Annotated in this window: 9 protein-coding genes; all 9 read right to left on the bottom strand. The window is 36.6% G+C overall.

Going from position 1 to position 17868, the window contains the following annotated elements; all coding sequences use genetic code 11:
- Positions 1–58: 58 nt before the first annotated feature.
- The 9 genes from RBH94_RS06320 to RBH94_RS06280 all read right to left on the bottom strand — a co-directional run bounded on the left by RBH94_RS06320 (position 59) and on the right by RBH94_RS06280 (position 17832).
- Positions 59–2044 carry an alpha-L-arabinofuranosidase C-terminal domain-containing protein gene (locus tag RBH94_RS06320; protein WP_374047725.1) on the bottom strand — a complete coding sequence of 662 codons (1986 nt, stop codon included), beginning with the start codon at positions 2042–2044 and terminating at the stop codon, positions 59–61.
- Positions 2045–2066: 22 nt separating this feature from the next.
- On the bottom strand, positions 2067–4430 hold the full coding sequence (locus RBH94_RS06315; protein ID WP_307882869.1) for a glycoside hydrolase family 127 protein: 2364 nt from the start codon (positions 4428–4430) through the stop codon (positions 2067–2069).
- Position 4431: 1 nt separating this feature from the next.
- Entirely contained in the window at positions 4432–5421 is a 990-nt protein-coding gene (locus tag RBH94_RS06310; protein ID WP_307882868.1) for an arabinan endo-1,5-alpha-L-arabinosidase, read from the bottom strand.
- A 9-nt stretch (positions 5422–5430) separates the two neighbouring features.
- Entirely contained in the window at positions 5431–6414 is a 984-nt protein-coding gene (locus RBH94_RS06305; RefSeq protein ID WP_307882867.1) for a glycoside hydrolase family 43 protein, read from the bottom strand.
- Between the two features lie 38 nt (positions 6415–6452).
- On the bottom strand, positions 6453–8060 hold the full coding sequence (locus RBH94_RS06300; RefSeq protein ID WP_307882866.1) for an arabinan endo-1,5-alpha-L-arabinosidase: 1608 nt from the start codon (positions 8058–8060) through the stop codon (positions 6453–6455).
- An 11-nt stretch (positions 8061–8071) separates the two neighbouring features.
- Complete coding sequence (locus RBH94_RS06295; protein WP_307882865.1) at positions 8072–9628, bottom strand: alpha-N-arabinofuranosidase; 1557 nt, start codon at positions 9626–9628, stop codon at positions 8072–8074.
- A gap of 208 nt (positions 9629–9836) precedes the next feature.
- Positions 9837–12647 carry a glycoside hydrolase family 2 TIM barrel-domain containing protein gene (locus RBH94_RS06290; protein ID WP_307882864.1) on the bottom strand — a complete coding sequence of 937 codons (2811 nt, stop codon included), beginning with the start codon at positions 12645–12647 and terminating at the stop codon, positions 9837–9839.
- A gap of 95 nt (positions 12648–12742) precedes the next feature.
- Positions 12743–14515, bottom strand: a complete 1773-nt coding sequence (locus RBH94_RS06285) for a RagB/SusD family nutrient uptake outer membrane protein (protein WP_307882863.1) — start codon at positions 14513–14515, stop codon at positions 12743–12745.
- 11 nt (positions 14516–14526) lie between these two features.
- Positions 14527–17832: a TonB-dependent receptor gene (locus tag RBH94_RS06280; RefSeq protein WP_307882862.1), complete on the bottom strand. Its 3306-nt coding sequence runs from the start codon at positions 17830–17832 to the stop codon at positions 14527–14529.
- Positions 17833–17868 lie beyond the last annotated feature (36 nt).

Raw genomic sequence — 17868 nt, 5'->3', positions numbered from 1 at the left:
TATTTAGTTATTCTTGAGACAGGATATAAAATTAGCTTTAAAATTGTAAAATTCACACTTATCTTATCTTAAATTTAAAAACAGATACTGAATAAGGCTGCAACTCAACACTAAGCTTACCTCCTCTATTTTGAATTTCAGCAGTTACAGGAACAATTTTATTTGGGTTTTCAAATGAATTTTCATCCTCTAAGTGTTCACTTTTTAGAACGATTAACTCTCCTTTCTTATAAACTTTTTTCCCTTTTAAATTTATAGCAACCTCTTGTGATTGATTTGACGTGTTAACCACTTTTACAATCACTTCATTTGTTCCTGAATCGGTTACTGCTGAAGCATATAATTCGTTTTGTCCTGTTAAATCTTTTCCGGCGCTGGTTACCGAAATTAAATCGGTTCCACGGTTGGTTGAAAACAACTTTTGCACCTGATAGTTGGCTGTTCCATACGATTGCAAATTGTTAAACCAAATCATATCTGGTGTCCATTGCCAGCCTTCTTCGTGAGCCATAAGCGGTGCATATGAGGTTAAATTTACTACCTCAGCATTACGCTCTAGTCCTGTTATAAAAGCAGCTTCGGAGAATGCACACTCCCAGTTATTTTTATTTTCAGGACTGGCAATAGCTACACTTTGAGCTGCATATTCACCTGCAAAAATTTTAGGCCCTTTTCTGTCGTAACTATCATAACGTGTTGCATTCTCTCTAAACCATTCTGGGCTACGGTAATAGTGCTCATCAATAATTTCTGCATTTAATTTTTTAAGCTCTTCCATACCATATTCGAAATAATCGCCATCCGGAAACGGACCACTTCCAGATACAATAATCATGTCAGGATATTTAGCTTTAATAGCTTGTTCAAACACTTTGTAACGATCAATATAATCTGGCCCCCATTGTTCATTACCAACTCCAATATATTTTAAATTAAACGGCTCCGGGTGCCCCATCTCGTTTCTTAATTTACCCCAAGGTGTATCTATAGACCCATTGGCAAATTCAATTAAATCTATGGCATCCTGAACATAAGGATCTAGCTCATCCATAGGCACTAACTCCCCTGAATTAAACTGACAAGCCATACCACAGCTTAAAATAGGTAGAGGCTCTGCACCTAAATCTTCAGACAACTGAAAATACTCGAAAAACCCTAAACCAAAACTCTGGTAATAATCGGGTGTTAATCGATGACTAAACTCGGTATTCCATCGGTTTACCAAAACCTCTCTGTTTTCGATTGGGCCTACCGTTTTTTTCCATTGGTAACGTCTTGCCAGCGTGCGACCTTCTACAATACAGCCTCCAGGAAATCTTAAAAACCCTGGATCTAAATCGTATAATAACTGTACTAAATCTTTGCGTAATCCTTTTTCTCTGCCTTTCCAGGTATCAACCGGAAATAAAGAAATCATGTCTAAATCGATTTCTCCGGTACCTTCAAATGTAAATCTAAGTTTCGCTTTTGCCAGTGTTTTGTTAGCTGTAATTTGCGCGGTATAATCGGTCCAATCTGATGATGTTATATCTACTGAAGTTTCTCCCAATACCGCATTATTTTCATCGATAAACTGTACTTTAATTTTACTAACATTTCCACTATGTTTAGCAACTGATAAATACAAGTTATAGCTTTCGCCTTCTTTGATTCCCATGCCACGGAAGCCCTCATTAATCAATTGATAGCCTTGATCGTTATTTACTTTTACTCTAATAAAATTGGTATTTCCGGGGTTATCTGCATATTTCACGATAGATCCAATTCCGGAATTATTATTAAATGAATGTCTATCACTGTTGGGTTGTATCCAGCCTAAAAACGGATCGACCGTAAACTCGAACGATCTATTTTTTATCATTTCGGCATACAAACCGCCGTCGGCAGCAAAGTTGATATCTTCAAAAAACACACCATACATCGTTGGTTGAATCTCTGCTATTTTATTATTGATATCTACCTCCAAATCGGTTTGCCCAACCGCCAAAAATACATTTAGCATCAGGGATAAACCAATAGCTTTTTTTAAACGTTGTTGTATCATAATATTTAGTTTAGTTGTTGTATTAATTTTTAGTTTCACTAATTAATCGTACGCCATAAATGCCTCCCGCTACAGAACCTGCTTTGGCTTCAAAACGTACGTTTAAAATATCTTTCTCCCTAGTTAAATCAATAGGAATTTCATAGTCTACATCGTAAAACACATTGCCCTTAGAACCGTCTAATGTTACTTCTGATATCTGCATTCCGTTTATTAAAATGTTGAACGTTCTCCCTGTATCTCCACCAAAATAAGTGACACGTAACGCTTTTGCCTTATGTTCTTTATTTTTCATGTTATAACTGAACCAACCTGAAGCATCACGCCAATGACGATTTTGATGCACACCATTATTTGATTGCTCTGATTCTATACCATGATCAGATTCTGGTTGCTGTTCTCCTGGAGCAACATAATCGATAGTAATAGATCTTAAATACGCATCGGATTTTTGTTTTTCTTCAAGAGCATGCTTCATTTTAGCTAAACTTTCAGGTGTTTCATTTTTGAAATAAATAGCATATCGTTTCTCATGAAGTTTATAAAATGGCTGAAGAACCAAACCTTTAAATTGATTTGGATACACCATATCTCCCGTTGAAAAGGTTAACGGCTTTCCTTCAACAGGTTTTATATTTTTTAAGATACTTTGAAGGTTTTCAGACACAAACATTGGTGCTTCAGTTAATGGTAAAAACGGACCATTTGCAATATGTCCGCCGCGGCTATCATCGGCGAATAAACCCACCTGATTATCTTCTCCTGTTACAGCAGCCAAAACAATAGGTCCATACTTAACCGACACATAACCTGAATTATCTGGAATTTGCTCTACAACTAAATGCATAGGCAATTGCATTTCAATGGTATCACCCTTTTTCCATTTACGTGTTATGGAAATATAGTTCCCCGGCTGGGTTTCGATAGTTAATAATTTTTTATTGATGAATAATTTTAACTCACCCGGTTTTACCCAAGTGGGATAGCGCAATTTTAAAGTGGCATTGGTTTTCTTTTTACTTTGCCAAACCAGTTGCGTTTTAGCCTCTTCCGGGAAGTTTGTATTTTGTGTTAATGTTGCTTGTTTTTCTTTCCAGTTAACTTTTGATGGAATAAACAGATTCACATAAAGTGTATCTTCTTTTTTAGCATAAATAAGTTCATTATACTTGGTATGATTTTCTAAACCAGAACCCACACAACACCAAAAACTGGTTTCAGGTTGCGAATACACACGGTAATGTCCCGGACGCATCGGTGTGAAATACACAAAACCACCATTAGGATTTTGCGATGATAAAATATGGTTATATAACCCTCTCTCGTAAAATTCAATGTATTTATTGTCTCCTGTATCTTCAAACAACAACTTACTTAACTTAAGCATATTGTAGGTGTTACAGGTCTCAGGACCTTGCTCGCCTGCTAACACAGTACTAAAATCATCAATCGGATTGAAATGCTCTCGCACACTATTACCACCTATACTCAGCGAACGATGTTGGGTCACATTATCGTAAAAATGAGAAGCGGCATTATGATATTTTGCATCGTGATCGAGCTGACTAATTCTTTCAAAACCTATAAACTTAGGGATTTGTGTATTGGCATGCATTCCGGTAAGGATATCTTTATTTTCAGCCAACGGATTTAACAACGCGTTTTCTGAAAAACGTTTAGCCAATTCTAAATAGATTTTATCATCTGTAATCTTATAAACCTCAGCAAAGACTTCGTTTAATCCACCATGCTCCGAACGTAACATATCCTGTACCTGAGCTTCGGATAAATCCTTAGTAACCTCAATAAACCAATCGGTTAATTTAATGAGCATATCCTTTGCCTCTTCTTTACCAGCATGCACCCAAGCATCTTTTAATCCTGCAAAAGTCTTATGAATATTATAAAGCGGTACCCATTTGTTATTTAAGCTAAAACTTCCTGCTTTAATTTTTCCAGATTTAATTTCCTGCCATAAGTCTGAACTACCTGGAATACCTCCAATATACCCGTTGCCATTAGCTTCTTGAACACGTTTTAATTCAGAAAGCGTGTAGTCCAGTAACTCTTCGGCTTTAGCATCGTTAGTTGATGCCAAATACATAGACAATGCCGATACATAATGCCCAAGAATATGACCATCTAACCCCGTATTTTCCCAATTGGTATAAGACGTCGCCTTTGATTCCAATCCAGCTTGCCGTAAAAAAGGCGCTAATAATCGATCTGCATTAAGTTTTTGAATGTAATTAAAATCGGTTTCAGAAGCTTGCTTAAACACCCCAGTAGTGACAGAAACCTGATCTAAAGGAAATACCTCAACCTGCTTCTGCCCATGAACATAAAAACTTCCGATAGTAAATATACCGACAACTAATTTTCTCATCTTAATCCAAAATATTTTCTTTTAAACTTGGCCAACCTAATTCATCCCAAACTAACTCTGCAATCTTAAGTTTTGGTGAACCATTATCGTTTGCATCATACGCATGGAAAAACATATAATCTTTTCCATTAAACGTGTAGGTGCTGTTGTGCCCTGCTCCGTACCAGTTTTTATTCCCTTCAACGAGTAAAGTTCCGCCACCTTCAAAAAGTGGTTTTCCTGTTTTATCAACATAAGGTCCAGTTGCCTTTTCCGAGCGTCCAACCACAACTTTATAAGTGCTTTTATCCCCTCGGCAACATAAGTCCCAAGACAAGAATAAATAATAATAACCGTTCTTTTTAAAAATGAAAGGCGCTTCAAGAGCAGCATCACCAGGATTCGTATCCGCCAAATCGAATGAACGTTCACGTCTGGCAATAGTATACCATTCCTGAGGTTCAGCAATAGACAATAAATCCGGATTCAACTTCACCATTTTTAAACCATCCCAAAAAGACCCGAACGATAACCACGGTGTATTCTCCTCATCAAAAATTAGATTGGGATCAATAGCATTCCATAAATCACGATTAGGTACCGATTGGATAACAATACCATAATCTATCCATTTATAATTTTCATCGGAAGGATTTAACGTGGTGTTTGTAGCTACTCCAATAGCAGAAGTATTTTTAGCAAAAGCAGATACCGAATAATACAAATAATACTTCCCGTTATAAAACGAAATATCGGGTGCCCAAATATGATTTTTAAAGTCTGAAACCACTTGATCTGTCCACTCTGGTTTTTCAGAAAACACCGAAGGCTGCTTTTCCCAGTTCTTTAAATCTTTTGAGCTAAAACAACTAATCCCTCGTCCGGTACAATACAGATAAAAGGTATCATCCTGCTGAATGACCACTGGGTCGTGTACACGAATATCCTGTGCGAAAGCAAATGTTCCGACGAACAAAAACAAGAAGCTAAACTTTGATGCAAGTGATTTCATAATATTATTTTATTCCTGAATGCCTTCAGAAGTCATTATTACACGTTTCATCGTGCCGTCTTCATTATAATACAAACGGTCTACACAAACCGAACGTCTGAAACTTCCGCCGTGTGTTGGGATACTTCCATTATGATAAATGAAATAATCTTTGCCTTTAAACTCAATAATGGCCTGATGATTCGTATTACTATTTCCGGCTACTTCATTTAAAATTCCTTTAAATTCCCAAGGACCTGTGATGGATTTGCTCATCGCATAAGCAATTTTTTCAGGGAACTGATACGCATACGATAAATAATACCAATCGCCTTTTTTGTGAATCCAAGGTGCTTCGGTAAAATTTGGTAAGTCAACTGTCATTATCGGGCCATCTAACTCAATCATATTTGGTTTTAGCTTCGCATATTTACAAACGGTATTCCCCCAGAATAAATACGCCTGACCGTCATCATCTACCCAAACAGTGGGATCGATATCGTCCCAGCTTATTTTGGTTTGTGTAGTCATATCGTTTGTTATTAAGGCTTTTCCTATGGCATCTACAAAAGGGCCAGTTGGGCTATCAGAGACGGCAACACCAATGGCTTTACCATGAATACTGCCATGCTCTACGGTAACATACCAATAAAACTTCCCATTATGTTCTATTACTTGAGATGCCCATGCACTGCCTGATGCCCACTTAAAATCTGTAGGTTTTAAAGGTACTGGATGCTCTTCCCAATGCACCATATCTGATGATGAATACACCAACCACTCATGCATACGATAGGCATTTACATCGTTTGCTGCCTGATCGTGACCTGCGTATAAATACACTTTATCGTTGTGCACAATAGCAGCAGCATCAGCTGTGTATTTGTCGGTAATAATAGGATTGTTAAACTTTTCGGTCGCTTTTAAGGCTTCATTGGTATTTGTTGTTTTACCTGATTTACAAGCTACTGTAAAGGCTAAAAGTCCTCCCAAGCATACATAACTTAATTTCATGTTTAAATATTTATTTTTTAAAGAACAATACTTCAATATTATATTTTCTTACCCCAAACTGGCAATCCACCAGTTGTTAATCCTGAATAAGTAATTGTTACTTTTCTGGTACTTGCCTCCCAGTCCCAGGCATCTTTTACCTTACATTTAACGCCATTTATGGTTAATGTTTTCGAAGAACTATCGTAAGACCATGTTCCTGATACACCACCCGTAACCTTTTTATCGGCTGTGAGATTTATGGTTTTTGATGTTTGAAGGGTTTTATACTGATATTTCATTTCAATATGTTCCCAAGAACCAATGAAAGAGACTTCGGTAATTTCGGTATTTGGTACTCCGGCATAACGCTCTGGTGCAATAACCGGCCAACCATCATCGGTCCATTGAATTTCACGTACATGCCCCATCATTATCGCATTAGAAACATTAATACCTGGAATATCTTTAGGCAAACGAGCTTGCGATGCATAGAACCATTCCTGGGTATCAGGATTTTGGAAAACAGCGTTATGAGAAAACCCAACCCAGCCTGTATGGTTTTTAAAACTGTATGGATGTGTCAACATCGGGTAACAATCTGCACCAGCTGAAACATCTGCTCCATTAATACCTAAATAAGGTCCGGTAATAGTTTTAGAACGCGCAACACGAGTGTTATAAGCAACTGATAATTCATCGTAAGCCATAAACAAATAATAATAATCAGTATCCGGATTATATAAAATTTCTGGACCTTCTGAAGCTTGCCAACGGCTACTACCACGCTTCGCAATAGTAACACCGTAATCATCTAACGTGTCTAATTTATCAGGTTTTCCTGTTTCTGGATTCAGCTTTAAAGCTGCTATGCCTGAATGCCAAGACCCGTAAATTAAGTATTGTTCATTCTGTGGGGTTTCAATGAATGTTGGATCGATGGCATTGAATTTAAAATAGCCACTCCAATCATTTCCGCTCGTTCTTGTATAGGTTTCCAATCCATCTGCAATCGAGCAAACCACCATACCTTTATCGGTCCAATTATTCGAGGCTAAATCGTCGGTTTCCATTAAACCAATAAACGCACGTTCAGTCCATGAGGTATTAAATTCGCTTCCTACAATAGGCTCAATAACAACGATACTATAATACATTCTGAATTTTTCACCTACTTTTCTAACACAAGGTGCCCAATAGCCATACCGCGGATTTTCGATAGGCGGTAAAGCTGGATCCATTTTAGAACGCATATTGTTCAACGTGTCCTTTACCCAAACTGGGGCAGAAGGCATTGTACTCCCACGATACTCCCAGTTTACCAAATCTTTGGATCTTCTGTGATGAAAATGTCCATGACCATCATGCGCATTGCCATAAGACGCATCGGTTTGGTACATGTAGTAATATTCACCATCTTTTACAACCGACGGATCGTGCACATTAGCCAAATTCCATTGCGAATGACTACTCCATGAAGCTATCGATGAATAATTGTCAGGATACGTCGGACCATCAAAAGCTTCAACATCTGGATCTGGAGATGGGTTTGGCTTTTCTATAACATCATCTGCAAAACCATCATCTTTAGAACAGCTCATTACTGTTAAAGCCACTAAAAAAAATATTCTTAGTGCTTCAACTTTAAATATGTTATACCTTTTCATAAGCTTAGGTATTATTTCCCTTCCAGCATCACAACAGAAAACGGAGGAATAGTTACAGTAAGCTTATTCTTTTTTAATTTGAAATCTTTAAAATCTTCAACTTTAACCGTTGAAGGCTCATCAAATGTATTATGGTCTTGAAGTTTTTTAGAAGCTACAATGTTTGCTGTAAAATCTTTTACATCTAAATTAGCACAATCAATTTCAATTGTATTTTCTTTTTTAGAATCGATATTTACTAATGAAATATGCACTAATCCTTCTTTATCTTTTGAAGCTGAGGCAGAAATAGCCGGAAGCGATTCTCCGTTAAAACTATACTCTGGCGACTCGAATGAAAGTGGCAACAATTTCGCATCCTGATGCGCTGTATACATTTTCATAACGTGATATGTAGGCGTTAGCAACATTTTTTCATCCTTCGTTAAAATCACCGCCTGTAATACATTAACCGCCTGTGCCAGATTAGCCATTTTAATTCGGTCTGCTCTTTCATGAAGCATGTTTAATGTTAGTCCAGCGATCATGGCATCACGCATAGAGTTTTGCTGATAGGCAAACCCTGGATTTGTTCCTTCTTCAACGGCGTACCAACTTCCCCATTCATCAACCACTAAAGCCACTCGTTTTTTAGGATCATATTTATCCATGATGGCAATATGATTATCTAAAATTTCACTGGTCTTTAAACAGGTTTTCATGATAGAGAAATAATCTGACTCATCAAATTTTGTTGCAGAACCTGACGGTGGCCATCCTGTACGCGTATAATAATGTACTGAAAGTCCCCACATCATATGATGCGGTACATCTCTCATCATTACTTCGGTCCAGTGATAATTATCGGCATCGGCACCCGAAGCAATTCTTTTAATATCTATTCCAGGATAGTTTCTAGCATACGTAGCATATTGTCTGTACAGATTAGCAAAATACTCTGGTGTCATGTTACCACCGCAGCCCCAACTTTCATTCCCAATTCCCCAGTATTTCACTCGCCAAGGTTCTTCTTTCCCATTTGCCTTTCTCCATTGCGCCATGCTTGTATTACCATCGTAATTACAATACTCGACCCAATCGTTCAGTTCTTCTACCGTTCCGCTACCTACATTTCCCGCCAGATAAGGCTCAGCACCAAGTAACTCACATAACTCTAAAAACTCATGAGTTCCGAAGCTGTTATCCTCTTCGACCATACCCCAATGGGTATTAACAATCACAGGTCTGTCGGCTTTAGGACCAACACCATCTTTCCAATGGTATTCGTCTGCAAAACAACCTCCTGGCCAACGCAAATTAGGAATCTTTAATCCTTTAAGCGCTTCAACAATATCGTTTCTAATACCGTTTGTATTTGGTATTTCACTGTCTTCACCTACATAGAAACCATCGTAAACAGAGCGTCCTAAGTGCTCTGCAAAATGTCCGTAAATATGTTTGCTAATTACAGGGGCATTTTCATCTACCTGAATGGCTATTGAAGTTGTATTATCTTGTGCATTTAAACCCGAAGTAACCATTACAAATAAGGCTAGAGGTTTTAATAGTTTAGTTTTAAAAGTTGTCATTAGTTGTTGGTATAAATTTTATACATTTTTCTCTACAAACACGATAAGTGTTTAATGTACACTTACAAATAAATTAAAAAAAGTTAATATATCCAAGACGGAAAGGCAAATAACTGTAATATTAACATTTAAAAACCTTGTACCTTCTTAGGTGTTTAACGCTTTGTCTACAATAAAAAGACCAATTATTAGTCTATATAATTCAAAATCAATTTGAATTTCTAAAATCGAACCACAATTTAATAGGGTAGCTATCGTCACCATGACGTTCAAAAAACATCCCTTTCTTACTAGTTGGTCCCAAATGATCGACATTAAAAAATTTTGTTCCGATAGCTGGAATTTCATATAAAAATGAAATATCTCCATCTGGAAAAGATGGATCTGTTCCTCCAGCTATATGTTTAGGTTTTGCGGGTTTAAACAATTGGAAATACAAGTTAGGTGTTTCTGAAATAATAGTAATCGGACTTTCCTTTGTTTCAAGCGTTGCCCAAAACAGTGTTCCATGGTAGCCTTTAAATTCAGGGTAAATTAAATTTTCAAAACTTTCACCTGTAATGGTGTTATTGTATGCTTTTTTCCAAACACCAATATTGCTTCCTTTCAATCTATTTTTCCAAACACGGTATGGTCCTTTTCCCATCCAGGTTACACCAGTACATTGTTCTTCAGGATAATTAAATGAAATCCCGATAAAATCAATATCTGTTACATGCTCGCGAAGTGGATTCGCTTCAAACTTTAATAAACCAGACTGTAATAAAGTCCATGTCATTTTTCTCGGATACCCTTTCGAATTAATTTCAAAACTAAAATTTCCTTCTTTATCCGTTTTCCAATTGGTTCCTAATATTTCACTTTTTACACCTGCAATTGAAGGTCCGCCAGTAAATGAGACATTACCTTTTTCATTTTCAATGGATAATAATTCCCCATTGGTTTTACTAAACTCAATTTTTAACTTAGAGACAGATGCCACAACCGATGTTTCAGTTTCGTTAATAACAATCTGATTCCTTTCGCCATTCAGTTTCTGTAACAGTTCTTTGGCTTTGTCTTTGGGTTGAATAACAGGCCAAGACCAAGTATACAATACCCTACCATGAGGATCTACAGCTGTAAATCGAAACAAATCGGCATTTTGAAGTGCATTATTATGATCTATTGTTATTTGAGCCGTTTCCCCTGGTTTAGCATCAGGACTGGTAGCATTTCCTGAAGCAATTATAGTTTCAGCTTCTGGAGTTAATCCTGTTTTAACCGCTTCCCATTTAAACTCACACTGATTTAAATTAGTATAAATGAATTTATTGGTTAAAAATATTCGTCCGTTCCAACTTTTAATAATAGACACAGGTTCAACCTGAACGGGCGACCATATTTCTTTAATGGTATAAAAACTACCTTCGCGTTCTCGGTGTGGCCCTAAAATACCATCTGGCGCATGATTACCGTCGCCATCGAATACCGTTCCGGGTTTATCGGTTCTTAATACGGCTTCATCAACTAAAGACCATAAAAATCCTCCGGCATGCAGCGGTGATGTTTGATAATTTCTCCAGTAGTCTTCAAGTCCAGCTCCATGACCACCATCATACAATCCATGAAGAAATTCTGTTGGCATAAAAGGATTGTTTCCAAAAATATTACGTCCAATGGCATATTCAAACTCCGGATAGTGATGTGTATCAACACCGTTGCGCAATAACCAAGGATAAATTACAGGTCGCTTTTGAATATCGAACAGATTAAATCCGTCCTCGTTTTTAAAATCCCATCCGCCTTCATTTCCATGATCCCAGATAACTACACTCGCATGGTTTTCATCTTTCAGAATCGTTTCCTTAACTAATTTGGGTCCTACAACTGTATCGTAACCTTGTTGCCAGCCTGTTACCTCATCGAGCACAAAAAGTCCTAACGAATCACACAAGCTTAAAAAACGTTCATCTGGTGGATAATGGGACGATCGAACCGCATTCATATTCATTTCCTTCATAAGTTCAATATCCATAATATGATGCTTATCACTCAACACCCGGCCAGTTTCTGGCCAGAATGAATGACGATTAGCGCCTTTAAAAACTACCTTTTCATTATTAATGTAGAATCCATCGTGCTCTCGCAATTCAACCGTTCTAAAACCGATACGCTCGGTAACTTCGTGCAATACTTTATTTCCTTTTTTAAGAGAAACTTTCATATTATAAAGTGTTGGAAACTCAGGATTCCAAGCTTTTACACCTTCAAACTGTCCTGAAATCCATGCTTCTGAATTGCCTTTATTAATTTCAGAATTAACCGTTTCCCCTATTTTATTTCCTTTTAAATCAAATAATTCGATTGAAGAAGAATAATTAGATTTGGAATTATTTAGGTTTACAAAAACATTGAATGTGCCATCCATTTTAGGGTCGATAGCCACACGACTCATATGTGTTTCTGGCAACACCTCTAAAAATACCGGACGAAAGATTCCTCCGAAAATCCAGAAATCGGCTTGTCGTTCTGCTCTATTAATCGATTCGTTTTCGGAATGTTTAGCGACATCAACCTCTAAAACATTGGTTTGTCCAAACTTTAATAATTTACTAACGTCGTATTTAAACCTATAAAATCCGCCTTGGTGCATGTCACCTGCCGATTTACCATTTATTTTCACTTTGGTATCGGTCATAGAACCATCAAAAACAATATTTATGGTTTTACCTTTCCAGCTATTTGGCACTTCAAATTGATGCTTATATAAACCGTGTTCCTTACCTAACTTTTGCTTTTTATTCGCCCAATCGTGACCGTAGTTATAATTTCCAAAACCTTGTAATTCCCAATTAGAGGGCACTGGAATTGTTGTCCAAACTCCACTATTTCTTCCTTCTGTGCAGTAAAAATCCCAATCGACTGTGTGGTCTGCGTCGGTTCCTGATAAATATACAATTTCAGTGTTTTGTGACATCCCTTTAAAAGTTATTAAAACAACTAAAAAGAAGGCAAAAGAAATATTTTTAAGGTTCATTATTGTGAATTTGATTTGTTGAAAAAACAATATAAAACAATCCCTACAATTTATAGTTTGTTGTTAACAAATTGTAGGGATTTTGTTTGAATCTATTAATAATCCGGATTCTGGATTAATAAGTTATTCCTATTAATTTCATCTAATAAAATTGGTAGGAAATAAGACTTATTTTCCCAATTTCTGGTTTGGTTTTGTACTTCAAAAACCTGATAACTAAGGTCTCCTCCTCCGTAAGGATACTCAATTCGGATGCCTTGAACATTTTCAATAACATCTGGAGCAATCATCCATCTTCTAATATCAAAATATCTATGTTGCTCATAAGCTAATTCAATTTTTCTTTCGTTTCTATAACGACTCTCTAAATCGTCTCCACTTTCTGTATCAGGCACATCTGGCATTCCTGCACGATTACGAATCATATTTAAGTAAGTTCTTGCTTCTCCTTCTTCTCCTAGTTCGAAACTCGCTTCTATATAGTTTAATAAAACTTCAGCATAACGTAATTCACGCCAAGGTAAATCTTGTTTTTCAAACTGATGATCAATCGCTGGGTCTACAAATTTACGGATGTAGTATCCCGTATAAGTTCCATTCCAGTCATCAATTCCTTGTCGAGTGTCTAACCCTCCTCTGAAAGAGCCGTCTTCATTTTCGTAATACCCCGTTTGAATAATACCTTCAGGATCTGCTGAAATAACATTAGCCGGACGTTGTCTCCATTGAGATCCATCGTAAAGAATATTTGCGTAAAATCTAGGATCTCTGTTATCGTATGGAGCTACTTGATGTGTTGGATTACTCCAATCAAACATACTACCATCAACCATTTCAAAAGAATCTATAAATTGTTGAGTTGGTGTATGGTTTCCCCAACAATGGTATCCGTTAGGGCCATAAAACAATCCTGGATTTGGTTCTTGCCAATCGTTATCGTTTAACATATCGTGAAAGGTAAGAAGGATATCTTCTTCACTTCCATAATTTAAAAATAAATTAATATAATTCTCTTTAGCTTGCTCTAAAGAACCTGGATTAGTTCCTCCATATAAACTATATAAATTTAAATCCATTACAGCCTTAGCTGCATCTTTAGCTGCTTGCCAACGCGCCATTTGATTTCCATCGGTGTAGCTTACCAGCTCTGGGTTGTTAAACCCGGAAGTCCACGATGCATTTGAATTACATAAATCACTCGCTGCAAATAGCAATACTCTAGACTTTAATGCCAATGCTGCTCCTTGTGTAGCTCTTGCTTTATCGCCAGAAACTGGTAACAAATTGGCGGCAGCATCTAAATCTGAAACTATAAAATTAACTGTTTCTTCAAGAGAGCTTCTACTAATCTTTAAGTCATCCGACAATTCATAAGCCTGATCTACTAATGGAACACCTCCCCAAAATTTAAGTAGCCAATGGTAATAATATGCTCTAAAAAAGTAAACCTCACCTTTAAGTCTATCTATTTCATCTCCTTCTAATGTTGACGTACTCATATTATCAAAAAACACATTACAAGCTCTAATATTTTGGTAAAGCCTATTCCACGTAACATTTCTATAGCTTATCAACCAATGATTAGGATCTAAAACGCTTAAATAACTATCTCCTATACCACTATTTAGAATTGGGTTAACTTCACCACGTTTCGTCATAGATATATCGCTAAGGGATGCCATCATTTCTAACTGAAATCCATTTTGCCTTCCCATATTAATGCTGTTAACAAAAGCTTCTACTAAAGCTGGATCTGACCACACAGCGGCATCAGAATAAGAATCCATGGGTTTTGTTTCTAAAAAATCCTCATTACATGATGATAACAATCCCGCAATAAGTACTATATATATTTTTATTTTATTCATAATTTTTCCAATTAAAATGTTACACTTAAACCAACATTTAACACTTTATTCAGCGGATAGTTATATCCTGAACCACTTGTGTTTTCCGGATCGTAATCTTTCATATCTGGACTTAGAGTTAATAAATTAAAAGCACTTAAATACACTCTAAAATCCTTCGCTTTGAAACGACTTACTAATTTTTCTGGTATTGTATATCCTAATTCTATATTTTTTAACCTTATATAGTCCGTTTTGTGTAACCAATATGAATTTCGCTCTGTTACCCAATACGGTGAATTTCTATTGTAAGTTCTAGGGTGTTCTGTACTCGGGTTTGCTTCCGTCCAACGATTATCATAGAAGCTTTTTAAGTAGTTTGCAAAATCTCCAGATTCTGTTGTTTCGTAAAATATACCTCCTGAAGCTCCTTGAAAAAGCACAGACAAATCGAAATTCTTATAGGACAAATCAAAATTTAAACCTGCTGTAAATGTAGGTGTTCTACTCTTGTCGTAACGCACTCGGTCATCGGCATTAATAACCCCATCATCATTATAATCTTCAAAAATAATATCTCCGGGTTGTGCCCCATTCCAATGTGGATACGCATCAATCTCTTCCTGAGTTTGAAAAACTCCAATAGCATTATAATATAAATCTGATCCAATTGGTCTTCCTGTTGATTGCTGATAATCTGGACGTCCAGCAGTTTCACTCCAATACAAGATTTTATTTTTAGAGTATACACCATTGAAACCTACACCAAAAGATAAATCATTAAACTGGGTTCTGTAATCTATATTAAAATCAACTCCTTGATTTTTAACTTTACCAATATTCACATCTGGCAGCTTACTAACAAAGCCTGTTGTATAAGGAACATCAGCCGAATCTGGCCACAATATATCCTCACGCTTATTGATGAAATAATCGGCTGTTAAAGCAAGAGCTCCATTGAAAAATTGTAAATCAACCCCTATATTTTGCTGGATAGCTGTTTCCCAAGTTGCACTACTATTAGGAATAAGTTGTTCATAAACAGCTTGATTTAACACTTCTCCATTATTCGTAGGAAAATACAACCCATTAATACTGTATGTAGAAAGGTATTGAAATGGCGGAACTAAATCGTTACCTGTTTGTCCCCACGATGTTCTAATTTTTGCATAATTGATAACAGAAGAAATATTATCCCAAAAACCTTCTTTAGAAATAACATAACCTAACGAAACCCCTGGGAAGAAGCCGAAGCGATTTGATTGTTCGAAGATATAAGATCCTTGGTATCTCCAAACAAACTCAGCTAAATACTTATCCTGATAGCTATAATTTACACGACCAAAATAATTTAATCGTCTTTGTTCCCAACCACTTCCATTATTATTCAATTCATCCTGTCCTCCTGCAAATAATTGATCTATTTCAGTCGAGTTAAAATATCTTCTAAAGGCAGAAAAATTATCTCCTTTATTAGTTATTCTTTCAACTCCGGCCATTAAATTTATAGTATGGTCTTCATTAAAAGTACGATCATAATTTAAAAGTCCTCTTAGTAAAATACCCTGAGAATCGTCCATGGATTCTCCTAATCGAGCGTCTTCAAAACCTACCTTGGCTTCACTTAACAAAGGATCTCCATCGTCTCCATATGAACTGCCATCCCACGAATAAAGATACCATGGTGTTTCCCAACGTTTTGTAAAGCGAAAATTCTTATCTAAAGAAGCTGTTCCCTTAAAGGTTAATCCTTCTACCCCAGGAATTTTTAAATTTGCCCCGAAATCGGAATTTAAAACATATCTTTTATCACGGTTATACCCCATTTCGTCCGTAACAATAACAACTGGGTTATCTCCAAATTCAACACCAGGACCAGGCAATCCATTTGGCCAATATGCACGATCTGTTGGTTTAGAACGCATTAACATTCTGAAAATATTTTCAGCCGATCTAATTGGGAAATTACGATCTTCAAAACGACCTGTTGTATTGATATACAAATCGAGGTATTCGTTTACTTTAACATCCAGATTTGATCGTAAATCGTATTGCTTATATTTTGTTGCACTTTTTTCATAAAAACCATCTTGTGATTTCTCTGACAAGCTAACGAAATACTTAACATTCTCGGTACCTCCATCAATAGACATGTTTCCATAACTTTGTAAAGACCAAGGTTTTAGAGTCTCTGCAAACCAATCTGTATTTGGGTGTCCCCATGGATCTGATCCATCTCTATACATTTGAATATCTTCTTCTGAATATCTCCCCGGCTCAATTTCATTTAATAATGTTGCGTACTCTGCCGCATCAGCCATTTCAGGTATAACTGTAGGCCTAGCAAAGCCTTGGTTATAAGATAACCTAATGGTTGGTGCTCCAATAGTTCCTCGTTTTGTTGTTACCAAAATAACACCATTAGCTGCCTGTGCTCCATAAATAGCAGCTGAGGCATCTTTTAAAACAGAAATACTTTTAATAGTACTTGGATCAATACGCTCTAATGAACGCCCAGGAACTCCATCAACCACTACAAGCGGCGCTGAATTACCGAAAGTATTAACTCCTCGAATTCGTAAAGTTGCACCATCATACCCTGGCTCTCCTCCTTCTGAAATAGCAACAACACCGGGTAGTCGACCGGCAATACCCTGACTTACATTAGTTACCGGGGCTTGAGTTAATTCCTCGCCATTTACACTGGCAACTGACCCTGTAAGTGTTTCCTTTTTCTGCGTTCCATACCCTACAACCACAACCTCATCTAACGCTGCTGCGTTCTCTCGTAAACTAATATTAAATGACGTTTGTTGTCCTACTGCTACTTCCCTTGTTGTATAACCTACATAAGACACCACAAGAATAGCATCTGAACTTGATACGGTTAAAGAAAACTTTCCATCAAAATCTGTTTGGGCACCAATAGTTGTTCCTTTCACAATAATATTGGCTCCAGGAAGAGGCATACCTAATTCATCTAAAACTTTTCCTGATATATCAATACCTTGTGTATCTAAAACCACTTCTTCTATTTTTTTACTGATTACAATGGTATTATTTTTCGATACTTGAAAATTTAAATTACTTGTTTCTAGACTTTCATTTAGCAAGTCTTGTATTTTAATATTTCCCTTTTTTAATTGAATTTTAGGGGTATCTTTAAATAAGTCCTTTGGATAAATAAAATGATAGTTGGTTTGCTCCTTAATAATTTTGAAGACCCGGTCTACACTCACCACTTCGTCCTTGGTAATAAATACTTCTTCTTGAGAAAAAACGTTTACCGAATTCAAACTGAATACAGCCGTACAAAATAAGAAGATAAATGTTTTCATAATAAACAATAGCAGCCGTTTTCGCGTACGCGAACG

Origin of the sequence: Aestuariibaculum sp. YM273 (genome assembly GCF_030908365.1) — a bacterium.
GTDB classification, from domain to species: domain Bacteria; phylum Bacteroidota; class Bacteroidia; order Flavobacteriales; family Flavobacteriaceae; genus Aestuariibaculum; species Aestuariibaculum marinum.
The sequence above is the reverse complement of the archived record's forward strand: the minus strand, read 5'-3'. Positions and strand labels throughout refer to the sequence as shown.